Source organism: Yoonia vestfoldensis SKA53, from assembly GCF_000152785.1.
Lineage (GTDB): Bacteria > Pseudomonadota > Alphaproteobacteria > Rhodobacterales > Rhodobacteraceae > Yoonia > Yoonia vestfoldensis_A.
In genome coordinates, this window is record NZ_CH672414.1 from 1,066,397 (window position 1) to 1,089,482 (window position 23,086).

Sequence of the window (23,086 nt, forward strand, 5' to 3'; positions counted from 1 at the left end):
GCGCCAGCGCAAGGGGTTTCAACGCGCGCCCATCACCGCGCGCAAGGCGCGGGCGCGCGCCGGTGGCACGGCGGCGATATCAAGGCAGGTAAACACATGCAGCGTGTTCATCTGCCGGTCCACCACGGCGTGATCGCTGACCCAGCCGCCCATCGCAAGATAGGATCGCAACAGCGATGGCAGCGGGGCTGTGCCATCGCCCTGCCCGATCAGGGCCACAGTCTCGGGGGCTTTGACGCCGGGGCGCAGATGCGCAGGCCCCTGATGCTGGGCCGCCAGCCGCGCGAAACCCGTGCCATACAGTGCAGGATCGGTGCCGGTGAAACTGGTGCAGCCCATCATAATCTGCACGCCGTGGTCATCCACGAGCTGCGCAAGCGCGCCCCAGGCCACACGCACGACATCGGCGTCCAGCACATCGGCGGCAATGCAAAACCGGCCCATTTCCATCATCGGGGCTTGCTGTGCGGCCAGGCCGGACAGGTCGTAAAACTGCGCCGCATAGCTTTGCGCGACATCCGCGCCCTGTGCCATCAACATGATCCGCGCGGCGGCAACCAACCGGCCTGCCGCATCCTCGATCATCAGATGGCGGCAGCGCGCGTCAAAAGCATCGCTGTCCAGACCGGGCTTGCCGAAAAAACACGCGTGCCGCAGCTGCTGACACGCGGCCAGATCTGCAGGCGCTGTTGCCAGACGGGTGCGGTACCGGCCGATTTCGAATGCGATTGTCATGGCCTGCCTTGGCGATTGCATGCTGGTGCCCTACCTTATGCGCAACAGACGAAAAAGGAATATGACATGGATAAGATCATCAAGACGGATGCCGAATGGCGCGCACAGCTGTCCGATCTGGCCTATAAGGTCACGCGCAAACACGGGACCGAACGTGCGGGCACGCATGATGATTTCCCCAAGAATAACGGCACCTATCTGTGCATTTGCTGTGGGGCGCCCTTGTTCGACCAAAGCGCCAAATTCGAAAGCGGCACAGGCTGGCCATCGTTTTATCAGCCTATCGACCCCGCACAGGTCGAAGAATCGGTGGACCGGGGGTTTTTCATGACCCGCACCGAAGTGCATTGCGCCCGCTGCGATGCGCATCTTGGCCATGTCTTTCCTGATGGGCCGGCCCCAACCGGGCTGCGGTATTGCATGAACGGTGTCGCGCTTGGCTTTGAACCTGCGGATTAAAACCCGCCGCCCTCCGCGCCAAGAAAACTGCCCGCGTCGATCCGGCCAAACGAGCCGAGCAGCTGTTCCAGCACCCCGATATCCTCGATCCCGTCATCGGTGACACGGCGGTCCAGTTGCACGATCCGCCCGTCCTGCAACGTATAGCGGGTGACGTTGCGCACGCGCTCGGCGCTATCAAAGCGTACGGCAATGACCGTGCGGTCTACCTCTTTGGGGGCAAAAGGACCGATGCGGTCGAACTGGCTGGCGACATAATAGATCGTATCACTGCGCATCCCGCCATCCGATGTCGGCGCACCAAACAGGGTCACGACATCGGCCCGCGTAGTCTGGCCGATCTGGACCTGCGCCAATTCACGCGCAGCGGGGGCAAAACCGTTGAACCGGGTCATCGGCGTGCAGGCCGTGACTGCCACCACCGCCGCCACAAACCCAGAGACCCGCAGGCTGGCGCGCAGTTTGGTCATGTTCATATCAGGCCCCTTGCTTTGGCATCCGATGCCTTTTATCCCCCCTACAACACCACCCGCCCCTGATCAAGAATCGAAAGCAGCCTTGCCCCAGATGCCACAGTCACTCTTGCGTTTGGCCGATCTTGCCGCGTCGCGCGGGACCAGCTTTGCGCTGACCCCCGATGCGGCTGAACGCCATGCCATCGCCGATACGCTCGGGATCGTGGGGATCAAGAAACTGCGCTTTGCAGGCACGCTGACCCCGCAAGGGCGCAAGGATTGGGTGCTGAGCGCTGATTTGGGCGCGACCGTGGTGCAGGATTGCGTCGTCACCCTTGACCCCGTCACCAGCCGGATCGACGAAACATTGACCCGCCAATACCTGTCCGACCTGCCAGAGCTGACCGGCACCGAGGTTGAAATGCCCGAGGATGACACAGCCGAACCGCTGCCCGACACAATCGACCTTTACGCCGTGCTGACCGAGGCGCTGGCGCTGGCGCTGCCGCTTTATCCACGCGCAGCAGGGGCCGCATTGGAGCAAACAATCTATACCGAAAAAGGCGTCACACCGCTGACCGATGAAGCGGCCAGACCTTTCGCAGGGTTGGGCGCGCTGCGTGACAGCCTGAAAGACACCGACGACTAAAGCGCCCTTCTTTCACCATCATTGTCGTAAAAATATCCCCGCCGGAGGCATCAACTGTGGCGTAGCCACAGGCAGACCCAGGCAAATCAGGCAAAAAAGGGTTGCGCCGGGCGTTTATCGCAGTATTTAAGCGGCCTCTTTCACACTGCGTCTCGACAGGGCTGCCAGATTGGCGTAGACGCCCCCAAGATGCACAAATCAGGGCCGCGCGCCCGACTATCATAGGGTTCCGTCATGGCCGTCCAGCAGAATAAAGTTTCCAAATCCCGCCGCAACAACCGGCGCGCGCACGACTCGCTTGTCGCTGCAAATCCAAACGAATGCGACAACTGCGGTGAAATGAAGCGTCCGCATCACGTTTGCCCGTCCTGCGGCCATTACGCGACACGCGAAGTCGTCGCCTCCGTGACCGCGGTCGATCTGGACGAAGACGCAGCATAAGCTGTAACGCAGGCACAACAGCATGATACAGCGCCAGACGGGATCAGTCTCGACACCGGCCAATGTGCTTTCTGTTGATGCCATGGGTGGTGACAAAGGGCCTGCAACCGTGGTTGCGGGCCTTTCGAAGTTTCTGAACGCCACACCCGGCGCGCATGCCTTGCTGCATGGCCCCAAGGCGGAACTTGACCCCTTGGTCGCATCCCACAATATCGCGGCCCGCGTGACGGTGCATGACGCGTCCGATGTCGTAAAGATGTCGGACAAGCCCAGCCATGTGCTGCGGCATGGCAAGAAAACATCCATGTGGTCGGCGATTGACGCCGTGCGCGACGGTCAGGCCGCGGTGTGCATATCCTGCGGCAATACAGGTGGGTTGATGGCGCTGTCGATGCTGCGCCTGCGCAAGGCCGAAGGCGTGAACCGCCCTGCCATTGCCTGCCTGTGGCCATCGCGCAATCCGGCCGGTTTCAACGTGATGCTGGATGCCGGTGCCGATATTCGCGCCGATCAGGATGATTTGCTGACCTATGCGCTGATGGGGGCCGCCTATGCGCGCAACGGGCTGGATATCGCGCGCCCGCGTGTCGGCCTGCTCAACGTCGGGACCGAGGAACATAAAGGCCGCGCCGAGCTCAAGGTCGCACATGAGCTGATCGCGCGCGCCGCCGACAAGGGCGAGTTTGATTATGTCGGATTCGTCGAAGGCGGTGATCTGCCCTCCAACAAGGTGGATGTCATCGTCACCGACGGGTTCACCGGCAATGTCGCGCTGAAAACCGGCGAAGGCACCGCCACGCTGGTCAGCGAATTGTTGCGCGGCGCGATGATGGGCAATCCTTTGTCGATGCTGGGTGCCTTGCTCGCGCGCGGGTCCTTGCGCCGCCTGCGCAAACGGATCGACCCGCGGCGGGTGAATGGCGGCGTGTTTCTGGGGCTGAACCAGACCGTGATCAAAAGCCATGGCTCCGCCGATGCGACAGGCGTCGCCGCCGCGCTGCATCTGGCCTACCGGCTGGGGCAGACCGGCTTTTCTGACAAACTGGCGGCGCGGGTTGCATCCGCCGCCGCACTTGCCCAAGATCAGGGCCAAGAAAGTGCCGCCGAAGCGGGCAGCAACAACACAGGCGATTAACACGATGACACGGCGCGCAGTGGTCAGGGGCATCGGGCATTACCTGCCCGACAGGATCGTTCCCAACAGCGAGTTTGAAAAGACGCTGGACACATCCGACGAATGGATCAAAACCCGTTCAGGTATCGAAAGGCGGCATTTCGCGGCCGAAGGCCAGACCACGTCCGACCTTGCGATCCATGCCGCCAAGGCCGCGCTGGCCATGGCCCAGATCGCCCCCAATGACATTGATGCCATCGTTCTGGCAACATCGACATCCGACCTGACGTTTCCGTCCACGGCGACGATGGTGCAACATGCGATTGGAAATACCACAGGCTATGCCTTTGATATTCAAGCGGTTTGCGCAGGATTCGTTTATGCGATGTCAACCGCCAACGCGCTGATCACATCAGGCCAGGCCAATACCGTCATGGTGATTGGCGCGGAAACCTTCAGCAAGATCCTCGATTGGACCGACAGGGCCACCTGCGTGTTGTTCGGGGATGGTGCTGGCGCGCTGATCCTGTCGGCCGAAGACGGCGACGGCAGCACTGCTGACCGGGGTATCCTGTCTGTCGATCTGAATTCGGACGGCCGTTACAGGGATATGTTGTACGTTGATGGTGGTGTCTCGACCCAGACGACCGGCGTCGTGCGCATGGAAGGCCGCGAGCTGTTTCGCCATGCCGTCGAAAAACTGGCCCAGACCGCCGATACCGCCCTGCACAAAGTCGGGCTGACCGCCGATGACGTGGCCTGGGTCGTGCCGCATCAGGCCAATATCCGCATCATTCAGGCCACGGCCAAGAAACTGGGCGTCGGCATGGACCGTGTGGTCGTCACTGTACAGGACCATGGCAATACATCCGCCGCCTCGATCCCGCTGGCGCTGTCTGTTGGCGTGGCCAATGGTCAGATCAAGCGCGGTGATCTTGTCGTGACCGAGGCGATTGGCGGCGGTCTGGCATGGGGGTCGGTGGTGCTGCGCTGGTAAGATCGGAAATGGCCGATTCTGCCTTGCATAACCCTGTTCCAAGCCCTTGTTATTGACTCTGAAATTGGCCCGCGCCAATGTGGTGCGAAATCGCGGGGAAACGATCTATGGCGGATAAGACACTGACACGCATGGACCTGGCTGAAGCTGTCCATAACGAAGTGGGCCTGTCGCGCAACGACAGCGCCGATCTGGTGGAAAGCGTGCTAACGCATGTATCCGATTCGCTGGTGGCGGGGGATACGGTCAAGATTTCATCCTTTGGCACCTTTGCCGTGCGCGACAAGGCCGCCCGCGTCGGGCGCAACCCCAAGACCGGCGAGGAAGTCCCGATCCATCCGCGCCGCGTGCTGACCTTTCGGCCATCACATCTGATGAAGGATCGCGTCGCATCCGGCAATAAGTCCTGATCCATGGTGAAAGCCCGCGAAGCCTTTCGCACGATATCCGAAGTGGCGGAATGGTTGGACACGCCCACCCATGTGCTGCGCTTTTGGGAAACCAAGTTCAGCCAGATCCGCCCTGTCAAAGGGGCAGGTGGCCGGCGCTATTACCGCCCCAGCGACATGGATCTTTTGGCCGGTATCAAGCAATTGCTGCATGAAGACGGGCTGACCATCAAAGGCACCCAGAAACTGCTGCGCGACAAGGGCGTGAAATACGTCGCCATGCTGGGGCCGCGCGTGGACGGCGGATCGGATGACACGGAGCTGTCCGAGGATGCTCTGCTGGCCGACCAAGGCGATGCGGTGCCGGACCTCGACGATATGCTGCCAGATCAGATGGATCAGCTGCTTGAACCGGTGACACAGATTGTGCCGCCGCCGCTGGCCGCGCCAGCTGCACCACCGCAGCCCCTGCAAACGGCCCTGCCCTTCGATGATATCGCACAGCCGCGCCTTGCCGTCTTTCCGGCACCGCCCGACGGGTTGCCGGATGTTCCCGCCCGCCTGATCGGGCGTGCGCCGCTGCATGCGGGTGCCTTGCACGCACAGGCAGCCCGTATCGCGCCGGTGTTGGCGCGGCTTGACGCGGTCCGCGACCGGATGCGGCACGGCTGAACAGCGGTTACGCCAAAAAGATTTCGAGCCTCCGGCGGGGATATTTAGGCTCGGATGATGATGCTTTTCGGGCTTGTTCCTGCGCCAGATTCCAGTATGAACACGCCTAGTCGGGCTATAGCGCAGCCTGGTAGCGCGTCCGTCTGGGGGACGGAAGGTCGCAGGTTCGAGTCCTGCTAGCCCGACCAATACGGCGTTTCAGGACAGACCTGAAACAACACCTTTCGCCTTTGCGCGATGCGAAAGGCCGCGATAGGGAAGCAGTTTTTCCCAAACGCTTATCATCGCCCGCTTGCGTTTACGCGCAGCGGGCGTTTTGGTATCTGCAAGGGCCAAGGGGATGATTTTCATGCAAAACGGTGTTCTGGCAGACCATCAGATCCGCGCGCTGATCGCGCAGGGTGCGATCCGTGCCAGCGCCCCGATCGACGCGGGTCAGGTGCAGCCTGCCTCGCTTGATCTGCGGCTGGGGGCCATAGCCTACCGCGTGCGCGCGTCATTTCTGGCAGGGCGCAGCCGGACGGTGACCGAACGGCTGGCGGATTTCCAGATGCATGCGATTGATCTGACCGGCGGGGCCGTGCTGGAAAAAGGCTGCGTCTATGTTGTCCCCTTGATGGAAAGTCTTGCGCTGCCGGCGGGGATGACGGGGGCGGCCTCGGCGAAATCATCCATCGGGCGGCTGGATCTGCTGACACGCATCATCACCGATCACGGTGTCGAATTCGACCGCGTGCCTGCCGGATATGACGGCCCGCTCTTTGTCGAGATTTGCCCGCGGTCGTTTTCGGTCGTGGCGCAGCCCGGCCAGATGCTGAACCAGATCATCTTCCGCCAGGGCAAGACCATCATGTCCGACGAGGACCTGCGCGCATTGCATGCCACAACCCCCATCGTGTCGGGTGATCCGGTGATTTCCGATGGCTTGGGCTTTTCGGTCGATCTGCGCCCCGAGGCGGGCAATCTGGTCGGCTACCGCGCCAAGCCGCATACAGGCGTGATTGATCTGGCCAAGCTGAACCATTACGACCCCGCCGAGTTTTGGGAACCAGTGCATACCGATACCGGCTGGATCATCCTTGATCCGGGGGCGTTTTACATCCTTGTCAGCCGCGAGGCGATTGTCATCCCGCCGATGCAGGCCGCCGAAATGGCGCCCTATCTGGCGATGGTGGGCGAATTCCGCGTGCATTACGCGGGCTTTTTCGACCCCGGTTTCGGCTATGCTGCCGCAGGCGGGGCCGGATCACGCGGGGTGCTGGAGGTGCGCTGTCACGAGGCCCCTTTCGTGCTGGAACACGGGCAAGTCGTGGGGCGGCTGGTTTATGAACATATGGCCGCCCTGCCCGCAGCTTTGTACGGGCAGGCGATCCAGTCCAATTATCAAGGACAGGGGCTCAAGCTGTCCAAGCATTTCAAACCTAGCGCATGAAACGGCGCAGCAGGCGCAGGCCCTGTTGCAATTGCTTGCCCTGACCCGCGCCGGGGGCGGGTTTGTCCGCCTGCCCGCCGCCTTTGGACAGCATCTGCATCCCTTTACCGATGCCGCGGTTCATGACCTGCCGGACGACCATGTTGATCAAGCGGTTCATGTTCATCGTTACTCTCCTTCACACCAAACAGGGGCGACGGTAGCGCAGAATCGTTAATCTTCAAACAGCTCTGATTGATCAGCATCGCCGTTGTCGTCGCCCGGATCGCCCAAGGCGACCGTGCCGGGGGGCGGGCGGTTTTCCAACAGCCCAGCGGCGCGCAATTCCTTTATTCCGGGCAGGTCGCGGGCGTTTTCCAGCCCGAAATGGTCAAGGAAAGCTTGTGTCACCACAAAGGTCACGGGCCGCCCCGGTGTCATCTTGCGCCGGCCGAGCCTGATCCATTCCATCTCGATCAGCTGGTCGATGGTACCACGGCTGACACTGACGCCGCGGATTTCCTCGATCTCGGCGCGCGTCACCGGCTGGTGATAGGCAACGATGGCGAGCGTTTCGATCGCCGCGCGCGACAATTTGCGGGTTTCGACGATTTCCTTTTGCATGAGGAACCCAAGGTCCGGCGCCGTGCGGATCGCCCAGGCATCGCCGATACGCACCACATTGACGCCGCGCCCTTCGTAACGTTTGCGTAAGTACGCCAACGCCTCGGCCGGGTCGCAGCCATGCGGCATCCGCCCGATCAGGTCTTGCACGGTAACGGGGTCTGCGGTGGCGAACAGGATCGCCTCGACCATGCGTTCCTGTTCGCCCATCGGGGGCGCATCAAACAGACTGTCGTTTTGCGGTTTAGCCATGGCGCGGTTCTTTCTTGCGGATCTGGATCGGCGCGAATGTGTCGCCTTGCCGGATTTCGATCTTGCCTTCCTTGGCCAGTTCCAGTGATGCGGCAAATGTCGCCGCCGTGGTGGACCGCCTGCGTTGCGGGTCCGCGTCCCAGCCATCGGGCAGATAGCTGACGATATCGGTCCAGTCACCGGCAAAGCCGATCAGATGGCGCATCCGTTCCAGCGCCTGTTCCATCGTCATCACATGCGCGCGGTCCAGCACGAAGGGCCGGAAATCATCGCGCGTGCGGATGCGGGCGTAACCCTGCATCAGGTCCAGCAGCGTCGCGGTATAGCGGATGCGGCGCACGCGCTGCACGTCCTCGGTAATGCCGCGCGCGAAAAAATCGCGCCCCAGCTGGTCACGGGCCATCAGTTGCGCCGCCGCCTCGCGCATCGCGGACAGCCGTTCTAGCTGGAACGCCAGATGGGCGGCCAATTCTTCGCCCGATGGCCCCGCCTCGCGCGGGTCAGGCGGCAGCAACAGCCGTGATTTCAGAAACGCGAGCCAGGCCGCCATCACCAGATAATCGGCGGCCAGTTCCAGCCGCAGTGCCTTGGCCTGTTCGACAAAGGCCAGATATTGCTGCGCCAGCGCCAGAATCGAGATCTGGCGCAGATCGACCTTTTGGGTGCGCGACAGGGTCAACAGCAGATCGAGCGGCCCTTCGAAGGCACCGACATCGACAATCAGCGCCTCGGCGGCAACGCGGGCGCTGATACGGTCGGTATCTTGCTCAAATTCATCGGGCTGCATCGGACCTCACGCCATCAGCGTTTCAAATTCGGCCTCTAATGCGGTGATGTCAATCGTTTCGGGTGTCTTGCGCAGGGCGAGCGCGCGATTGGCGCGGATAACCGCCCGTGCCGACATGGCACCGGCGGCCTGTGCCACATCAGTCATCTCTCCCATATCACCATTGCAATGCAGGATCAGGTCACAGCCCGCGGCGATGGCGGCATGGCTGCGGTCGGTCACCGAACCTGCCAGCGCCTGCATCGACAGATCATCGGTCATCAGCAAGCCGTCAAACCCGATCTGGTCGCGGATCACCTGCATCATCACCGGCGATGTGGTGGCAGGCCGGTCGGGGTCAAGCGCGTCAAACACGATATGCGCGGTCATGCCCAAGGGCAGATCGCGCAATGCCTTGAATGGCGCGAAATCATGGGCGGTCAGGTCATCAACGCTGGCACTGACGCGCGGCAAGGCCAGATGGCTGTCAGCCTGCGCGCGCCCATGGCCGGGGATATGTTTGAGCACCGGCAAAACACCGCCCGCCAGCAATCCATCCGCACAGGCGCGCGCCGCAGCGATCACCGTTGGCACATCACGGCCATAAAGGCGGTTTTGCAGGAACGGATGGGTCGCATCCTCGGCCAGATCGGCCAAGGGGGCGCAATTGACGTCAATGCCGACAGACAGCAAATCATGCGCAATCAACCGGTAGCGCAGCCATTGCGCGCGCAAAGGGTCAGCAGCGCGCGCCATCTGGTCCAATGCGGGCAGGTAGTCGCGCCAATGGGGGCTGCGCATCCGCTGCACCCGCCCCCCCTCCTGGTCGATCAGAATTGGCGCCGCGCGGCCCACGGCATCGCGCAGATCGCCGGTCAGGCGGCGGATCTGGTCAGGCGTGTCGATGTTGCGTGCAAACAGGATAAAGCCGAACGGGTCAGCGTCACGGAAAAACCCGCGTTCCCACGGCGTGATGTCGAGCGCGGCTGGGCCGAAAATCGCCGCGGTCTGCATGACCTAATTGACCACAACCGCGATACATTCCGCACCTTCGGCCTGCAAGGCGGCGCAGAACCGGCGGGCATCGTCGCGGTCGGCAAAGCCGCTGGCGCGCAACCGATACCATGTGCCACTGCTTTGCGTGCTGACCTGCACGACGCGTTCACGCCCGTTCATCAGCGCACCAAAGCGGGATTCAAGCCGCGCCCATTCTTCGGCCGCCAAGGCCGGTGACGAAAACGCGCCCAATTGCACCAGATCGGTGCCAGTGGCGAAACTGACCGTGGTCACCGGCACTTCTGTGGTGCTGGCGCGGGTGATCGCAGGCGCCGGTGCCGGCGCCGGGCGCAAGGATGCAGGCCGCAGGATCGGGCGCAGCGAGACCGCAACACCCGGCACAGAGGCAGGCACACGGTCCATGGCAGCGACATCGCTGCGGGCTTCAGCCTCGGTGATTTCGGCGACCATGGCCAAAACATCCTCGACCGTGGTGCCCATGGTCTGGGCAGGCACGGCAATGGCATCGGCATCGGGCAACAGGGCCACGGGCTGCATGATTTCCTCGCCCACGTCATCAACAGCGGCCATTGGCCGGGCCTCGAGGTCTTCGCGGGCCAGGCCTGGCATCCGTGGGGCCAGCACAAGCCGGTCCTCGGGCGCTGCCGCCTCGCCCATGGCGACCAATTCATTGACGGACAAACCGACATGGCGCGCAATATCACCGCCTGGATCATCAGGCAGCACCCGCATCTCGCCTTCCATGGCGCGGACCACGGGGATGCCCGTGACATCACGCATGATCAGCTGATAACCCCAATAACCAATGCCAAAAATCAAGGACAAGGACACCAACGCGCCCGTGGCATTAACCCAGGGTTGCGCAGGTCCACTGCCCGATTGCGGGGCAAGCCCCTGCTCGTAAGTCGCCATCACTGCCTCACTGCCCGCGCCATTTGCGGCTTGTCGGGTCGTCTGCTCTGCCTTGACCGGCGGGCTGCGTTAGCGCATTTCCTCTGCCGGTGTGACGCCTAGAATACCCAAACCGTGCGAAATAACAATCGCAACAGCCCGGATCAGCGCAATTTTCGCTTGTGTTGTATCAGAATCACCCATCTGCAGGAACCGCAGGGACGCATCGTCATTGCCACGGTTCCACAAAGCATGGAAATCCGACGCCAGATCATACAGATAAAACGCGATCCTGTGGGGTTCATGGCCCTTGGCCGCGATTTCCACCAGACGCGGCCATTCGGCGATCTTGCGCGCGACGGCCAGCTCGGCCTCGTGGGTCAGACCGGACAGATCGACCGCAGCCAGCGTGGCGTCATCAACCGCGACACCGGCATCCTGCGCCTTGCGCAACACCGAATTGACCCGCGCATGGGCATATTGGACATAAAAGACAGGGTTATCCTTGGATTGTTCCAAAACCTTTGCAAAATCGAAATCCAAAGGCGCGTCATTCTTGCGCGTCAGCATGTGAAAACGGGTCACGTCAGGGCCAACCTCGTCCACCACATCGCGCAGCGTGATGAATGTTCCGGCCCGTTTCGACATCTTGAACGGCGCGCCGTTCTGGTACAGCTTCACCAATTGGGTCAGCTTGATATCCAGCGGCACCTTGCCATCCGACAACGCTGCAACTGCCGCCTTCATCCGTTTGACATAGCCACCGTGATCGGCCCCGAACACGTCGATCAGCGCATCAAAGCCGCGCTGCACCTTGTCATAATGATAGGCGATATCGGGCGCAAAATAGGTCCAGGCACCGTCCGATTTCTGCACCGGCCGGTCCACGTCATCGCCGTGGGCGGTGGATTTGAACAGGGTCTGTTCGCGCGGTTCCCAATCTTCGGGCGTCTTGCCCTTGGGGGCTTCCAGCACGCCTTGATAGATCAGGCCCTTGGCATCAAGCTCTGCAATCGCTTTCTCGATCAAGCCACTGCCGTACAATGATTTTTCGGAATAGAAACTATCCATCTCGATACCCAGCTGCGCCAGATCGGCACGGATCAGCGCCATCATCGCATCGGTCGCAAACAGGCGGACATCGTCCAGCCAGACATCTTCGCTTTGGTCCAAATACTCAGATCCGACCTTCTCCTTCAGCGCCTCGCCCACGGGGATCAGGTAATCGCCGGGATAGGACCCTTCGGGCCAGTCCACGGTCAGGTCATGCGCCTCGACATAACGCAGATAGACCGACCGCGCGAGCACATCGACCTGTGCGCCGCCATCATTGATGTAATATTCGCGCGTCACATCATAGCCTGCGTAATCGAGCAGGCTGGCCAGCGCATCGCCGAACACCGCACCACGGGTATGGCCCACATGCAACGGGCCGGTGGGGTTCGCGCTGACATATTCGACCAGCATCCGCTGCCCCTGCCCCAATCTGGACCGGCCAAAACCTTTATCCGACAGCGCCGATTTTACGATGCCCTGCCAGGCGGCAGGCACCAGATGCATGTTCAGAAATCCAGGCCCTGCAACATCGGCGCTGGCGATCAGCGGGTCCGCGGCCAGTTTCACCGCCAGCGCATCGGCGATCGCACGCGGGTTCAGGCCCGCAGGTTTGGCCAGCACCATCGCAGCATTCGTTGCCATATCGCCATGTGCGGCATCGCGGGGCGGTTCGACCGCGACGGCATCCAGCGCCAGCCCCTGCGGCAAGGCGCCATCGGCAACCATCTGGTCAAGACAGGCCAGCACACGGCCCCGCACATCAGCGAAAAGGTTCATTTTATCGGTCCATTTTTGATCCGGCAGGTGTATCACCCCCGCCGCCCGCGTCAATTCCCGTCGATCACCCCGGGTGGGATGGTTTCGCCGCCAATCAGGCGTTTGTGTTCCTGAATGGCAAAACGGTCAGTCATGCCTGCGATGTAATCGGCCACGATCCGCGCCAGCGCGGTGCGGCCCTGCGCATCGGCCACATCCTTGCGCCATTGCTTGGGCAGCTCGTCCGGGTTGTCCATGAAGAACGGGAATAATTCGTTAACCATGTTCGTGACAACGACCCGCATTTCGACCACCGCAGGCGCACGGTACATGCGGTCGAACAGGAATTGCCGGATCACTTTCAGATCGGTCCAAAGGTCGGGTGAAAACTGGATCACCATGCGCCCGGCGTGGCGGATATCATGCACCGATCTGGGGTTCAGATCGGCCAGATTGCGGCGGCTGACAGCGATCACATCCTCGACCAGCACGCCAAAGAACCGGCGCAACGCCTCGTGCCGGCGGCGGTAGTAATTCAGGCCGGGGTATTTCGCATCGACCCGCGCGAAACAATCGCGCAGGATCGGCAGGGCGGCAAGATCATCGGTGCTGAACAGTTCTGCACGAAGTCCGTCGTGCAAGTCATGGTTATTATAGGCGATATCGTCTGAAAGTGCAGCCACCTGCGCCTCGGCACTGGCATGGGTGTGCAGTTCCAGATCGTGGCGCGCATTATAGGCGGCCAGCGCATAGGGGATGTCGCCCACAACCGGCCCATTATGTTTGGCGATGCCTTCCAGCGTTTCCCATGTCAGGTTCAGCCCGTCCCATTCGGCATAATGCCGTTCCAGATCGGTGACGATCCGCAGGGCCTGCGCATTGTGGTCGAAACCGCCGTAAGGTTGCATCAGCGCATCCAGCGCCTCTTCGCCGGTATGCCCGAACGGTGTGTGGCCCAGATCATGTGCCAAGGCGACAGCCTCGGTCAGTTCCACGTTCAGCCCCAAGGTCGCGGCGATGGTGCGCGCGACCTGTGCCACCTCGATCGAATGGGTCAGGCGGGTGCGGAAATAATCGCCTTCATGTTCGATGAAGACTTGGGTCTTGTGTTTGAGCCGCCGGAAGGCCGAGGCATGGATGATCCGGTCACGGTCGCGCTGGAACGGCGAGCGAAAGGTGCTTTCTTCTTCTGCATAAAGCCTGCCGCGTGGATTGGCCGGATCGGTCGCATAGGGCGCTGTCATTTGTTTGCCTGTTGTCGGGTTTGCCTGACATGCCTATATGTCAAAGATGAACAATCCGAAAGGCGATGCAATGCTTACGCTTCCTCCCCAAGTCACGCCGCGTGCTTTTGAACGGCTGGCGGAAATTGGCGCTGCCGCGCAAGGCAAGGCCCTGCGCATCGCGGTCGAAGGCGGCGGTTGTTCGGGGTTTCAATATGAAATTGATCTGGACGAGCCAAAGGACGACGATCTGATCCTGTCGGACAAAGGCGAAACCGTGGTGATCGACGCCATTTCGCTGCCGTTCCTGACCGATGCTGTGATCGATTTTTCCGAAGAATTGATCGGCGCACGGTTCGTGATCAACAATCCAAATGCATCCTCGTCCTGTGGCTGCGGCACATCGTTTGCGATGTGATGAAGATCGCGACATTCAACATCAACGGCGTCAAGGCGCGGATCGAAACCCTGTGCGATTGGCTGGACGACAGCGCACCAGACGTGGCGATCCTGCAAGAGATCAAATCGGTCGATGACGGCTTTCCCCGCCAGTTGATCGAGGATCGCGGCTATACGCTCGAAACCCACGGGCAAAAGGGGTTCAACGGGGTGGCGATCCTGTCGAAACTGCCGCTGGAGGATGTGACCCGTGGCCTGCCCGGTGATGATGCCGACGAACAGGCCCGCTGGATCGAGGCGACAGTGGTTGGCGATGTCGCGGTGCGGATTTGCGGGCTATACCTGCCCAACGGAAACCCCGCGCCGGGGCCGAAGTTTGACTATAAGCTCGCATGGATGGAAAGGTTGCTGGCGCGCGCCACCGCGCTGCTGGCCGACGAGATGCCCGCGCTGATGGCGGGGGATTACAACATCATCCCGCAAGGAATGGACGCCGCAAGGCCTCAGGTCTGGCGCGACGATGCTTTGTTCCGGCCTGAAAGCCGTGCCGCCTATCGCCGTATCCTGAACCTTGGTTTTACCGAGGCGTTCCGCACGCTGGAACCCGGCGCGGGACATTATTCGTTCTGGGATTATCAGGCCGGGGCCTGGGAAAAGAACAATGGTATCCGCATCGACCATTTCCTGCTGACCCCGCAATGCGCGGATCTGCTGGCGGGGGCCTGGATCGAAAAAGACCTGCGTGCGCGCGACAAACCGTCGGATCATGTGCCGGTCTGGGTGGAACTGCGCCCCTGACGGGGCTGGTGGCCTTCGGCGAGGATATTTTTAAACAGATGAAGTTGTCACGTCGTGGTCATAGAGCCAGCCAAGGCGGTTGATAAACGCGTCTGGCGCAATTTTACCAAGTGTTTTCAGCCCTAGATGCGCCACACGCCGTGGGGCGCCGGACAGGTGATAATTGCGCGCATTGGCGTTGGCGGCGGCGATGGCGCGGCTGACGCGGGGGCGGCGGGCGGATTGATAGGCGTGCAGCGCCTGCGCCAGATTGGGCTGCGCATCGGTGATCTGTGCGAGGGTAAAGGCATCTTCAATCGCGAGATTAGCGCCTTGGGCCAGAAACGGCAGCGTCGGATGGGCGGCATCACCCAGCAGCGCGATTTGGTCATTGTGCCAATGATCCGCCACCTTATGGCGGAACAGGCCCCAAAGATTGCAGGCATCGACCCCCGCCAGAAGATCCTGCAACGGTGCGGCGCAATCGGCGAAGGCTGCGCGCAGATTGGCGGGGTCATCACCGTGGTGCCAACCTTCGGCGGCCCAAATGTCGCGTTCCTGCACGGCAACGATATTCAGCCGGTTCCGAGCCAAAGGATAGGTCACGACATGCCGCCCCGGTGCCATCCAGATTTGTGCGACGGGTGGCACGTTGGCGGCGGGAATGATCGCGCGCCAAGCGACCTGTCCGGTGAAAAACGGAGCATCCGCAGTGTTCAGCACAGGCCGGATCACTGAATGCAACCCATCGGCGCCAAGCGTCAGATCTGCGCCAGATAAACCATCCGCTGTCACATCCGCGATCCGCGCGTTCAGCACGATGCGCACGCCCGCCGCGGCGCAGGCCTGCGCCAGCAGACCGATCAAATCGGCGCGGTGCACGAAGCGGTACGGCGGGGTCTGGCGGGTCAGGTCAAAGCGCGCGATGGCCCGCCCGCTGAGCGCATCCACCGGTTTGACAGCTGTAGCGCGCAGACCGGACTGGTCCAGTGCATCCGCCAGCCCAAGAGCTGCAAGCGCACGCGCGCCATTGGGGGTGAGTTGCAGGCCTGCGCCCACCTCGGCAATGGCGGGGGCTTGTTCGTGGACAGTGACCTGTGCGCCTTGGCGTGCAAAGGCCAAGGCCGCGGTCAGCCCGCCGATCCCGCCGCCAATGATGGCAATGCTGCGTCCGGCATTGGCCCCCACATCAATCGTCGCGGTGGACTTTTTCACGCCGTTCGTGGCGTTCTTGCGCTTCAAGGCTCATCGTGGCGATGGGGCGCGCATCCAGACGCTTGAGCGAAATCGGCTCGCCGGTGATTTCACAATAGCCGTATTCGCCATCGTCGATTCGGCGCAGCGCGGCGTCGATCTTGTTGACCAGCTTGCGCTGGCGGTCGCGGGTGCGCAACTCGATCGACCTGTCGGTTTCTTCAGAGGCGCGGTCTGCCACATCGGGGATATTGCGGGTCTGGTCTTTCATCCCCGCCACGGTGTCGCGGCTGTCTTCGAGGATCTCCGCCTTCCAATCCAGCAACTTGCGGCGGAAATATTCGGTCTGGCGTTCGTTCATGAAAGGTTCGTCATCGGCCGGACGATAATCGTTCGAAAGAAACACTTCGGCTTTCATCGCATTTTCCTTGTCTGGCGATCGGGTAACGCGACCACAGGCCATGCAGCAACGGTCCCAATTCCAGCGCCGTGTACCCTTTTGGCCTTGCCATGTCACCCCCTGAATTGATCTGCGGGGCGGGTGTTGCCGATCGTCGTAGACCTGCTAACTTGCGCAGAAATCAAAGGGTAAAGATCATGCAGTTCACCGGCACCGACAGCTATATCGCGACCGACGATCTGAAGATGGCGGTCAATGCTGCGGTCACGCTGGAACGCCCTTTGCTGGTCAAGGGTGAACCCGGCACCGGCAAGACCGAACTGGCCCGTCAGGTCAGCGCCGCGCTTGGCCTGCCGATGATCGAATGGCACATCAAATCCACCACCAAGGCGCAGCAGGGCCTTTATGAATATGACGCCGTGAGCCGGTTGCGCGACAGCCAGCTGGGTGATGCGCGGGTCAACGATGTTGCCAATTACATCAAGCGCGGCAAGCTGTGGCAGGCCTTTGCCGCCCCGGGCCGTGTCGTGCTGCTGATCGACGAGGTGGACAAGGCCGATATCGAATTTCCCAATGACCTGTTACAAGAACTCGACCGGATGGAATTCCATGTCTACGAGACCGGCGAGACCGTGCGCGCGATCCACCGGCCCATCGTGATCATCACATCCAATAATGAAAAAGAACTGCCCGACGCCTTTTTGCGGCGCTGTTTTTTTCATTACATCCGGTTTCCCGACATCGAGATTCTGCGCCGGATCGTGGCGGTGCATCATCCGCAGATCAAGGATGCCTTGCTGACCACCGCGCTGACCCAGTTTTATGACATCCGCGACACGCCGGGGCTGAAAAAGAAGCCATCTACGTCAGAAGTGCTGGATTGGCTGAAACTGCTGCTGGCCGAGGATCTGACCCCCGAAGACCTGCGCCGTGACGGGGCCGATGCGCTGCCGCGCCTGCATGGCGCATTGTTGAAAAATGAACAGGATGTGCATCTGTTCGAACGACTTGCCTTCATGGCGCGTGGCAAAAGGTGATCACGCGGCACCCTGATCCGGCCTCTACGTGCCTGACCATGCGCATGAGGGGCGCGCCGTCTGCCCTGCCGATCCTTAAATATCTGTGCCTGCTTGGCGTGCTTGTGTTGGCCGCCTGCACGCCACAACTGCGCGTGGCAGGGCCTGAGGGGGTCGCGCCGGTCCGCTTGGATTTTCCCGCGATGCGCAGCTTTGCCGCCGCCAGCCCCGGCCCCGCGCGCCGCCCCAATGCGCAGATCGCGCGCGATTTTTCCGATCTGAGCTTTCAGCTTGAAAGCGGGCGGCCGATCCCGCTGTTCACCCGTTTTGAAGGGCCGGTCACGGTGGCGTTCAACGGCCCTGTCCCCGCGCAACTGGCCGCCGATCTTGACGGTCTGCTGGCGCGGCTGCGCGCCGAGGCGGGGATTGATATCAGCCAGATCACGGGCGGCGATGCAACGATCCGGATCGAGCTGGTAGCGCCACGCCAGTTGCGGCAGGCCGCCCCAGGTGCGGCCTGTTTCGTGGTGCCGCGGGTCCGCGACTGGGCCGCATTGCGCCGCAACCGCCAAAGCCCGCTGATTGACTGGACCACATTGCAGGTCCGCGAACAGGCTGCTGTGTTCATCCCCAATGATGCAACCCCGCAGGAAATGCGCGATTGTCTGCACGAGGAACTTGCACAGGCGCTGGGGCCGCTGAATGACCTGTATCGCCTGCCCGATTCCGTGTTCAACGATGACGACATGCATGCCGTGCTAACCGGTTTCGACATGCTGATCCTGCGCGTCACCTATGCGCCCGAATTGCGCAGCGGCATGACCCCGCCAGAGGTGATGGCGCGGGTGCCGGGCATTCTGGAACGGATCAACCCTGCGGGCGCGGGCGGCGCAGCACCGCTCACCGCGGCCACGACCCGCGACTGGACGCAGGCGATCATCATCGCCTTGGGCGGCACCGCATCGCGCGGGGTCCGCCAGCAAGCCGCGGCGCATGCGGTGGCCATCGGTCAGGCGCGCGGCTGGACCGGCACGCGCGCGGGGTTTGCGCAATATGTTTTCGGCCGGTTGCAGATTGGGACCGACCCGTCACTGGCCTTGGGCGCGTTCAATGCCGCGACCCGCGCCTATGCGGGCGATCCGAACCTGCGCATCCAAGCTGCACATGTGGCACAACAGCAGGCCGCCTTTGCCTTGATCGCGCGCGATCCAGAGGCGATACTGGCCCTGACAGGCCCGGCCATCACCGTGGCGCGCCAGCATGAAAACGCAGCCCTGCTGGCCGTGCTGATGATGTTGCGCGCCGAAGCTTTGGACCTGCAGGGCCAACCCGAAGCCGCAATGGCGCTGCGGCTGGACAGTCTGGGATGGGGGTTATACGGGTTCGGCGACAGGGACGCGGTGATTGCACGGCTTAATGAAATCGCCAGCCTGTCGCGCCTGCCAAGCTGAACCCATAGAAAGGTGTCACGATGATCTATCCACTGTCCGGGCTGCTGATCGGGGCCGCCATCGGCGCTTGGCGCGCAAAGGCGAACGGCGGCAAGCCGCTTGATATGCTGCAATGGGGCGCGGCCTTTGGGATTGCGCTGGGGCTGGTTGGGTTGTTCGTGCTGATCTTCGTCGAACGCAGCCTGCTGTGACCTGATGTTCTTGCCGTTTTTCGACAATCTGCGCAAAGCCGGACTGCCGGTCAGCTTGCGCGAATTCTTGTCGTTTCTGGAAGGCATGAAATCAGGCCTTGCGACTTATGATGTCGAGGCGTTCTATTTTCTGGCCCGCACCGTGATGGTCAAGGACGAACGCCACCTCGACCGGTTCGACCGCGCCTTTGCCACAAGTTTCGAGGGGCTGGAGGCGATCCCTGCCGAGGCCGTGCTGAACGCCATCGATATCCCGGCCGATTGGTTGGAAAAACTGGCCGAAAAGCACCTGAGCGCGGATGAAAAGGCCGAAATCGCGGCGCTTGGCGGGTTTGACAAGCTGATGGAGACCCTCAAGCAGCGGCTGGCCGAGCAGAAAGGCCGCCATCAGGGCGGGTCGAAATGGATCGGTACGGCGGGTACATCGCCATTCGGGGCCTATGGTTATAACCCCGAAGGCGTGCGTATCGGGCAGGATCAAAGCCGCCACCAGCGCGCGGTGAAAGTTTGGGACAAGCGCGAATTCCGCAATCTCGACGACAGCGTCGCGCTTGGGACGCGCAATATCAAGGTGGCGCTCAAACGCCTGCGCCGCTGGGCGCGCGACGGCGCGCCAGACGAGCTGGACCTGCCCGGCACAATCCGCGCGACGGCGGAACATGGCTATCTGGATGTCAAAACCCGCCCCGAACGGCGCAATGCGGTCAAGGTGCTTTTGTTCTTGGACATCGGCGGGTCGATGGACCCGCATATCAAGGTGGCTGAGGAATTGTTCAGCGCCGCGAAATCGGAATTCAAGCATTTCCAGCATTTCTATTTCCACAATTGTCTTTACGAAGGGGTGTGGAAGGACAATCGCCGCCGCTGGGATGCGCAGACACCCACATGGGATGTGCTGCATACCTACGGGCCTGATTACAAATGCATTTTCGTGGGTGACGCCAGCATGTCACCCTATGAGATCGCCTATCCGGGCGGGGCCAATGAGCATATGAATGCAGAGGCCGGCGCCGTCTGGCTGGCCCGCGCGCGCGATCAGTGGCGCGATACGCTTTGGATCAATCCGGTCGAGGAACGCCAATGGCCCTACACCCAGTCGATCGGCATGATCCGCGAGATTTTCGGCGCGGAGCGGATGGTGCCGATGACGCTGGACGGGATCAACCGCGGCATGAAGGCGCTGGTGGGATAAAAAACTTTTGGCGCGCCGCGCGGGAGTATTTTTGGAAATAAGAAGCCGGGCGCGACAAAGCGGGCCATTGGCAAGCCGGGCCGCGCGCGCCATATCGGGACCATGATGAAATTTTTGCCGATCTTCCTTGCGCTGGTTTACGGATACGCGATGTTTCGCTTTTCGGTGTGGCGGACTGCGCGCGCATTGGACGACAAATCGACCGAACTGGCCGATCCGATGATCAAGGTGTTGATGGACCGGATGGCCAAGGCGCTGGGGATCGACCGGATCCGTGTGCATATTTACGAGATCCCGCAGGTCAACGGGCTGGCGGCCCCTGACGGGCGGATTTTCATCACACGGGGATTTTTCAACAAATACCGCGCGGGCGAGGTTTCGTCCGAGGAGATGGCCAGCGTGATCGCGCATGAATTGGGCCATGTCGCTTTGGGCCATTCGCGCCGCCGGATGATCGATTTTTCCAGCCAGAATGCGATGCGCACTGCGCTTGCGATGATCTTTAACCGGTTTCTGCCCGGCATCGGGCCGTGGATTGCCGGCGCGCTGATCAGTCTTGTCGCTGCGCGTCTGTCGCGCGATGACGAATTCGAGGCGGATGCCTATGCCTCGGCCTTGCTGGTCAAGGCGGGGATCGGCACAGGGCCGCAGAAAACGCTGTTTGCCAAGCTGGAAAAGCTGACCGGGGCGCATGGCGCCGCCACCCCCGCCTGGATGCTGAGCCATCCCAAGACCGCCCTGCGCATCGCGGCGATCGAGGCGCATGAAGCCAAGTGGCAGGCGCCCTAGCGCGCGGTCAGCGCCTTGCCCAACCTTGGCAGACGCGCCTTTTTCAGCAGCGCGCGCAGGGTCCAGTCCTGACCTGAGAGGCGCTGCGCCTCGGCCAGCACGCCGTCTGCCACACTTTGCACGGGTTGCGGCGCATGCTGCCACAGGTCCAGCAGGAAATTGTCGGGGTCCAGCCGTTGCAGACCTTCGTCGTCCAGAATGTTGCGCGGGAAATCCTTGGCGTTCATCGTCAGGATCGCGTCACAGGACCCTGCGACGGCCGCGGCCAGAACGTGGATATCGCCGGTATCAGGCAGCCAGAACCGCCGTTCGATACCCGTATCATAGCGGATGTTTGCACCTGGAAAGCGCGCTGCTAATGCAGCGATTTCGCCCCGCGCCCAGATTTCCTGCGCCGGGCCAAGCTTGGCTGCGACCCGCGCCCATTCCTCCAGCACCCGCGCCGACCAGCGCGGCGCGAACAGCCCTTGCGCCGCGCAGCCCAGCACCATTTCCCGCATCACCGTGGGATAGAGCACACAAGCGTCGATCAGCACCTTCATAGGCGGAAGAACACGGCTTTCAGATAGCCGCTTTCGGCCAGATGCGGCATCAGCGGGTGGTCGGGTCCGGCGAAACCGGTATGGATGATCTGCCCACGCCGCCCTGCCCGCCCGATCCCGCGTGCCGATGCATTGCGGAACTTGGTCAGATCCACCGCATGCGAGCATGAACACAGCGCCAGATACCCATCCGGTGCCACCAGCGGTGCCGCCAGACGCGCCACCCGTTCATAGGCGCGCAATCCCGCCTCGAGCGCGGCCTTGCCCGGCGCAAAGGCAGGGGGATCGCAGATCACAACATCGAATTGCGCGCCTTCCTCGGCCAGGGCAGTCAGCACGTCGAAGGCATCGCCCTTGCGGGTGCTGAACCGGTCTGCCACGCCCATCGCGGCGGCACCCTGTTCGGCCAGATCAAGCGCCGGCGCAGAGCCATCTATCGCCAGCACCGATGCTGCCCCCTGCGCCAGTGCCGCAAGCCCGAAGCCGCCGACATGGGCAAAGACATCCAGCACCCGCGCATCGCGCGAAAGCCCTGCGGCAAAGGCATGGTTGGGCCGCTGGTCAAAGAACAGGCCGGTTTTCTGCCCGCCCATGATATCGGCCAGATAGGTCGCGCCATTCATTGGCACCGCAACGGGCGCTGTGGGGGCATTGCCGGCCAACACATCCATCCGCTCTGCCAGCCCTTCCAGCGCACGGGTCCGGCCGGTGCCGTTCATAATGACAGTTGTGACGCCGGTGACATCCTGCAAAGCCGCGACCAGCGGCGCAATCAGCACATCGGCCCAAGCCGCATTGGGCTGCACCACGGCAATATCGCCGAATCGGTCGATGATGACGCCGGGCAACCCGTCAGCCTCTGCATGGATCAGCCGGTAGAACGGCTCGGGATAGACCCGCGCCCGATGCGCCAGCGCCCGGCTGATCCGGGCGGCGAACCAGGCCTGATCAATCACGGCCTCGGGGTTCTGGTCCAGCATCCGGCAGATGATCTTTGACGCGGGGTTGACCGCAACGACACCCATCGGGGTGCGGTTCGCATCTTCCAGCAGCGCGATGCTTCCCGCGGGCAGGCCGCGGGTGCGCCGGTCAGTCACCAGTTCATTGGCGTAAACCCAAGGATAGCCGTGGCGGATCGCCCGCGCCTCGGCCTTGGGGATGAGGCGCACTGTGGCGCGGTCGGATGCATCATGTTGTGTCATTCGCTGTCACTAGCGAAGGGCATTGT

The 23,086-nt window shown here is 62.0% G+C and carries 29 protein-coding genes and 1 tRNA gene; 16 read left to right on the forward strand and 14 right to left on the reverse strand.

From position 1 onward, the window contains the following. Nucleotides 1-18: 18 nt before the first annotated feature. Nucleotides 19-735, reverse strand: a complete 717-nt coding sequence (locus SKA53_RS05190; protein ID WP_040482805.1) for a GNAT family N-acetyltransferase — start codon at nt 733-735, stop codon at nt 19-21. Between the two features lie 66 nt (nt 736-801). Between SKA53_RS05190 and msrB the strand changes: the two genes are divergently transcribed. Continuing rightward, entirely contained in the window at nt 802-1,194 is a 393-nt protein-coding gene (gene msrB / locus SKA53_RS05195; RefSeq protein WP_040482806.1) for a peptide-methionine (R)-S-oxide reductase MsrB, read from the forward strand. On the opposite strand, the gene bamE is transcribed toward msrB, so the two are convergent. Then, nucleotides 1,191-1,670 (reverse strand): outer membrane protein assembly factor BamE domain-containing protein, encoded by a 480-nt coding sequence (gene bamE, locus SKA53_RS05200; protein ID WP_007205023.1) that lies wholly within the window; start codon nt 1,668-1,670, stop codon nt 1,191-1,193. The two genes, msrB and bamE, sit on opposite strands and share 4 nt — an antisense overlap. A 91-nt stretch (nt 1,671-1,761) precedes the next feature. Here bamE and SKA53_RS05205 point away from each other — a divergent pair, with 91 nt between their 5' ends. The 7 genes from SKA53_RS05205 to SKA53_RS05235 all read left to right on the forward strand — a co-directional run bounded on the left by SKA53_RS05205 (nt 1,762) and on the right by SKA53_RS05235 (nt 6,099). Continuing rightward, complete coding sequence (locus SKA53_RS05205) at nt 1,762-2,298, forward strand: YceD family protein (RefSeq protein WP_040482807.1); 537 nt, start codon at nt 1,762-1,764, stop codon at nt 2,296-2,298. A 234-nt stretch (nt 2,299-2,532) separates the two neighbouring features. Next, complete coding sequence (gene rpmF / locus SKA53_RS05210) at nt 2,533-2,739, forward strand: 50S ribosomal protein L32 (RefSeq protein ID WP_007205025.1); 207 nt, start codon at nt 2,533-2,535, stop codon at nt 2,737-2,739. Between the two features lie 22 nt (nt 2,740-2,761). After that, entirely contained in the window at nt 2,762-3,874 is a 1,113-nt protein-coding gene (plsX, locus tag SKA53_RS05215) for a phosphate acyltransferase PlsX (RefSeq protein ID WP_007205026.1), read from the forward strand. A 4-nt stretch (nt 3,875-3,878) separates the two neighbouring features. After that, a complete protein-coding gene (locus SKA53_RS05220; RefSeq protein WP_007205027.1) occupies nt 3,879-4,850 on the forward strand; it encodes a beta-ketoacyl-ACP synthase III in 972 nt (323 codons plus the stop codon). 107 nt (nt 4,851-4,957) lie between these two features. Further along, nucleotides 4,958-5,260 carry an integration host factor subunit alpha gene (gene ihfA, locus SKA53_RS05225; RefSeq protein ID WP_007205029.1) on the forward strand — a complete coding sequence of 101 codons (303 nt, stop codon included), beginning with the start codon at nt 4,958-4,960 and terminating at the stop codon, nt 5,258-5,260. Nucleotides 5,261-5,263: 3 nt separating this feature from the next. After that, entirely contained in the window at nt 5,264-5,911 is a 648-nt protein-coding gene (locus SKA53_RS05230) for a MerR family transcriptional regulator (RefSeq protein WP_007205030.1), read from the forward strand. 111 nt (nt 5,912-6,022) lie between these two features. After that, nucleotides 6,023-6,099: transfer RNA gene (locus tag SKA53_RS05235), tRNA-Pro, on the forward strand. A gap of 10 nt (nt 6,100-6,109) precedes the next feature. Here the strand turns inward: SKA53_RS05235 and SKA53_RS15515 are convergent. Continuing rightward, nucleotides 6,110-6,262, reverse strand: coding sequence for a hypothetical protein (locus SKA53_RS15515; protein WP_007205031.1), 153 nt, complete (start codon nt 6,260-6,262; stop codon nt 6,110-6,112). On the opposite strand from SKA53_RS15515, the gene SKA53_RS05240 reads away from it, so the two are divergent. After that, a complete protein-coding gene (locus SKA53_RS05240; RefSeq protein WP_007205032.1) occupies nt 6,261-7,343 on the forward strand; it encodes a 2'-deoxycytidine 5'-triphosphate deaminase in 1,083 nt (360 codons plus the stop codon). The genes SKA53_RS15515 and SKA53_RS05240 overlap by 2 nt on opposite strands. On the opposite strand, the gene SKA53_RS15520 is transcribed toward SKA53_RS05240, so the two are convergent. From SKA53_RS15520 to SKA53_RS05270, 7 genes are all read right to left on the reverse strand, one after another. Beyond that, entirely contained in the window at nt 7,333-7,509 is a 177-nt protein-coding gene (locus SKA53_RS15520; RefSeq protein WP_007205033.1) for a hypothetical protein, read from the reverse strand. The two genes, SKA53_RS05240 and SKA53_RS15520, sit on opposite strands and share 11 nt — an antisense overlap. Before the next feature lie 47 nt (nt 7,510-7,556). Then, nucleotides 7,557-8,198, reverse strand: coding sequence for an SMC-Scp complex subunit ScpB (gene scpB / locus SKA53_RS05245; RefSeq protein ID WP_007205034.1), 642 nt, complete (start codon nt 8,196-8,198; stop codon nt 7,557-7,559). Continuing rightward, nucleotides 8,191-8,985 carry a segregation and condensation protein A gene (locus SKA53_RS05250; protein WP_007205035.1) on the reverse strand — a complete coding sequence of 265 codons (795 nt, stop codon included), beginning with the start codon at nt 8,983-8,985 and terminating at the stop codon, nt 8,191-8,193. Before SKA53_RS05250 ends, scpB begins: the two co-directional genes overlap by 8 nt. 6 nt (nt 8,986-8,991) lie before the next feature. Then, on the reverse strand, nt 8,992-9,978 hold the full coding sequence (locus SKA53_RS05255; RefSeq protein WP_007205036.1) for a glycoside hydrolase family 3 N-terminal domain-containing protein: 987 nt from the start codon (nt 9,976-9,978) through the stop codon (nt 8,992-8,994). Between the two features lie 3 nt (nt 9,979-9,981). Beyond that, nucleotides 9,982-10,893 carry an SPOR domain-containing protein gene (locus SKA53_RS05260; RefSeq protein WP_007205037.1) on the reverse strand — a complete coding sequence of 304 codons (912 nt, stop codon included), beginning with the start codon at nt 10,891-10,893 and terminating at the stop codon, nt 9,982-9,984. A gap of 69 nt (nt 10,894-10,962) precedes the next feature. Beyond that, nucleotides 10,963-12,705, reverse strand: coding sequence for an arginine--tRNA ligase (argS, locus tag SKA53_RS05265; protein ID WP_040482808.1), 1,743 nt, complete (start codon nt 12,703-12,705; stop codon nt 10,963-10,965). A gap of 50 nt (nt 12,706-12,755) precedes the next feature. Beyond that, nucleotides 12,756-13,928 carry a deoxyguanosinetriphosphate triphosphohydrolase gene (locus tag SKA53_RS05270; RefSeq protein WP_007205039.1) on the reverse strand — a complete coding sequence of 391 codons (1,173 nt, stop codon included), beginning with the start codon at nt 13,926-13,928 and terminating at the stop codon, nt 12,756-12,758. 70 nt (nt 13,929-13,998) lie between these two features. Between SKA53_RS05270 and SKA53_RS05275 the strand changes: the two genes are divergently transcribed. Both SKA53_RS05275 and xth read left to right on the forward strand, forming a co-directional pair. Beyond that, nucleotides 13,999-14,325 (forward strand): HesB/IscA family protein, encoded by a 327-nt coding sequence (locus SKA53_RS05275; protein WP_040483145.1) that lies wholly within the window; start codon nt 13,999-14,001, stop codon nt 14,323-14,325. After that, complete coding sequence (xth, locus tag SKA53_RS05280) at nt 14,325-15,104, forward strand: exodeoxyribonuclease III (RefSeq protein ID WP_007205041.1); 780 nt, start codon at nt 14,325-14,327, stop codon at nt 15,102-15,104. Before SKA53_RS05275 ends, xth begins: the two co-directional genes overlap by 1 nt. 30 nt (nt 15,105-15,134) lie before the next feature. On the opposite strand, the gene SKA53_RS05285 is transcribed toward xth, so the two are convergent. Continuing rightward, the gene (locus SKA53_RS05285; protein ID WP_007205042.1) at nt 15,135-16,298 is read right to left on the reverse strand and encodes an FAD-dependent monooxygenase; all 1,164 of its coding nucleotides are present in this window, start codon (nt 16,296-16,298) and stop codon (nt 15,135-15,137) included. Beyond that, complete coding sequence (gene dksA / locus SKA53_RS05290; protein ID WP_040482810.1) at nt 16,273-16,695, reverse strand: RNA polymerase-binding protein DksA; 423 nt, start codon at nt 16,693-16,695, stop codon at nt 16,273-16,275. The genes SKA53_RS05285 and dksA overlap by 26 nt, the downstream gene beginning before the upstream one ends. Nucleotides 16,696-16,874: 179 nt before the next feature. On the opposite strand from dksA, the gene SKA53_RS05295 reads away from it, so the two are divergent. The 5 genes from SKA53_RS05295 (at nt 16,875) to SKA53_RS05310 (ending at nt 21,316) form a co-directional block, all read left to right on the forward strand. Beyond that, a complete protein-coding gene (locus SKA53_RS05295; RefSeq protein ID WP_007205045.1) occupies nt 16,875-17,714 on the forward strand; it encodes an AAA family ATPase in 840 nt (279 codons plus the stop codon). Between the two features lie 44 nt (nt 17,715-17,758). Beyond that, nucleotides 17,759-19,144, forward strand: coding sequence for a DUF2927 domain-containing protein (locus tag SKA53_RS05300; protein ID WP_007205046.1), 1,386 nt, complete (start codon nt 17,759-17,761; stop codon nt 19,142-19,144). A 20-nt stretch (nt 19,145-19,164) separates the two neighbouring features. Continuing rightward, on the forward strand, nt 19,165-19,335 hold the full coding sequence (locus SKA53_RS15525; RefSeq protein WP_007205047.1) for a hypothetical protein: 171 nt from the start codon (nt 19,165-19,167) through the stop codon (nt 19,333-19,335). A 4-nt stretch (nt 19,336-19,339) separates the two neighbouring features. Continuing rightward, nucleotides 19,340-20,527, forward strand: a complete 1,188-nt coding sequence (locus SKA53_RS05305) for a vWA domain-containing protein (protein ID WP_007205048.1) — start codon at nt 19,340-19,342, stop codon at nt 20,525-20,527. 102 nt (nt 20,528-20,629) lie between these two features. Continuing rightward, nucleotides 20,630-21,316 carry a M48 family metallopeptidase gene (locus tag SKA53_RS05310; protein WP_007205049.1) on the forward strand — a complete coding sequence of 229 codons (687 nt, stop codon included), beginning with the start codon at nt 20,630-20,632 and terminating at the stop codon, nt 21,314-21,316. Here the strand turns inward: SKA53_RS05310 and SKA53_RS05315 are convergent. Both SKA53_RS05315 and SKA53_RS05320 read right to left on the reverse strand, forming a co-directional pair. Beyond that, the gene (locus SKA53_RS05315; RefSeq protein ID WP_007205050.1) at nt 21,313-21,858 is read right to left on the reverse strand and encodes an RSP_2648 family PIN domain-containing protein; all 546 of its coding nucleotides are present in this window, start codon (nt 21,856-21,858) and stop codon (nt 21,313-21,315) included. The two genes, SKA53_RS05310 and SKA53_RS05315, sit on opposite strands and share 4 nt — an antisense overlap. After that, on the reverse strand, nt 21,855-23,060 hold the full coding sequence (locus SKA53_RS05320; protein WP_007205051.1) for an RSP_2647 family RNA methyltransferase: 1,206 nt from the start codon (nt 23,058-23,060) through the stop codon (nt 21,855-21,857). The genes SKA53_RS05315 and SKA53_RS05320 overlap by 4 nt, the downstream gene beginning before the upstream one ends. Nucleotides 23,061-23,086: the final 26 nt, after the last annotated feature.

Coding starts and splice junctions, on each gene's coding strand:
- dksA (WP_040482810.1), bottom strand. CDS start 16,695: ATGAAAGCCGAAGTGTTTCTTTCGAACGATTATCGTCCGGCCGATGAC.
- SKA53_RS15520 (WP_007205033.1), bottom strand. CDS start 7,509: ATGAACATGAACCGCTTGATCAACATGGTCGTCCGGCAGGTCATGAAC.
- SKA53_RS15515 (WP_007205031.1), bottom strand. CDS start 6,262: ATGAAAATCATCCCCTTGGCCCTTGCAGATACCAAAACGCCCGCTGCG.
- SKA53_RS05250 (WP_007205035.1), bottom strand. CDS start 8,985: ATGCAGCCCGATGAATTTGAGCAAGATACCGACCGTATCAGCGCCCGC.
- SKA53_RS05315 (WP_007205050.1), bottom strand. CDS start 21,858: ATGAAGGTGCTGATCGACGCTTGTGTGCTCTATCCCACGGTGATGCGG.
- SKA53_RS05275 (WP_040483145.1), top strand. CDS start 13,999: ATGCTTACGCTTCCTCCCCAAGTCACGCCGCGTGCTTTTGAACGGCTG.
- SKA53_RS05220 (WP_007205027.1), top strand. CDS start 3,879: ATGACACGGCGCGCAGTGGTCAGGGGCATCGGGCATTACCTGCCCGAC.
- SKA53_RS05305 (WP_007205048.1), top strand. CDS start 19,340: ATGTTCTTGCCGTTTTTCGACAATCTGCGCAAAGCCGGACTGCCGGTC.
- plsX (WP_007205026.1), top strand. CDS start 2,762: ATGATACAGCGCCAGACGGGATCAGTCTCGACACCGGCCAATGTGCTT.
- SKA53_RS05300 (WP_007205046.1), top strand. CDS start 17,759: ATGAGGGGCGCGCCGTCTGCCCTGCCGATCCTTAAATATCTGTGCCTG.
- SKA53_RS15525 (WP_007205047.1), top strand. CDS start 19,165: ATGATCTATCCACTGTCCGGGCTGCTGATCGGGGCCGCCATCGGCGCT.
- SKA53_RS05240 (WP_007205032.1), top strand. CDS start 6,261: ATGCAAAACGGTGTTCTGGCAGACCATCAGATCCGCGCGCTGATCGCG.
- argS (WP_040482808.1), bottom strand. CDS start 12,705: ATGAACCTTTTCGCTGATGTGCGGGGCCGTGTGCTGGCCTGTCTTGAC.
- msrB (WP_040482806.1), top strand. CDS start 802: ATGGATAAGATCATCAAGACGGATGCCGAATGGCGCGCACAGCTGTCC.
- SKA53_RS05190 (WP_040482805.1), bottom strand. CDS start 735: ATGACAATCGCATTCGAAATCGGCCGGTACCGCACCCGTCTGGCAACA.
- SKA53_RS05295 (WP_007205045.1), top strand. CDS start 16,875: ATGCAGTTCACCGGCACCGACAGCTATATCGCGACCGACGATCTGAAG.
- ihfA (WP_007205029.1), top strand. CDS start 4,958: ATGGCGGATAAGACACTGACACGCATGGACCTGGCTGAAGCTGTCCAT.
- rpmF (WP_007205025.1), top strand. CDS start 2,533: ATGGCCGTCCAGCAGAATAAAGTTTCCAAATCCCGCCGCAACAACCGG.
- xth (WP_007205041.1), top strand. CDS start 14,325: ATGAAGATCGCGACATTCAACATCAACGGCGTCAAGGCGCGGATCGAA.
- SKA53_RS05270 (WP_007205039.1), bottom strand. CDS start 13,928: ATGACAGCGCCCTATGCGACCGATCCGGCCAATCCACGCGGCAGGCTT.
- SKA53_RS05310 (WP_007205049.1), top strand. CDS start 20,630: ATGATGAAATTTTTGCCGATCTTCCTTGCGCTGGTTTACGGATACGCG.
- SKA53_RS05230 (WP_007205030.1), top strand. CDS start 5,264: ATGGTGAAAGCCCGCGAAGCCTTTCGCACGATATCCGAAGTGGCGGAA.
- bamE (WP_007205023.1), bottom strand. CDS start 1,670: ATGAACATGACCAAACTGCGCGCCAGCCTGCGGGTCTCTGGGTTTGTG.
- scpB (WP_007205034.1), bottom strand. CDS start 8,198: ATGGCTAAACCGCAAAACGACAGTCTGTTTGATGCGCCCCCGATGGGC.
- SKA53_RS05255 (WP_007205036.1), bottom strand. CDS start 9,978: ATGCAGACCGCGGCGATTTTCGGCCCAGCCGCGCTCGACATCACGCCG.
- SKA53_RS05260 (WP_007205037.1), bottom strand. CDS start 10,893: ATGGCGACTTACGAGCAGGGGCTTGCCCCGCAATCGGGCAGTGGACCT.
- SKA53_RS05205 (WP_040482807.1), top strand. CDS start 1,762: ATGCCACAGTCACTCTTGCGTTTGGCCGATCTTGCCGCGTCGCGCGGG.
- SKA53_RS05320 (WP_007205051.1), bottom strand. CDS start 23,060: ATGACACAACATGATGCATCCGACCGCGCCACAGTGCGCCTCATCCCC.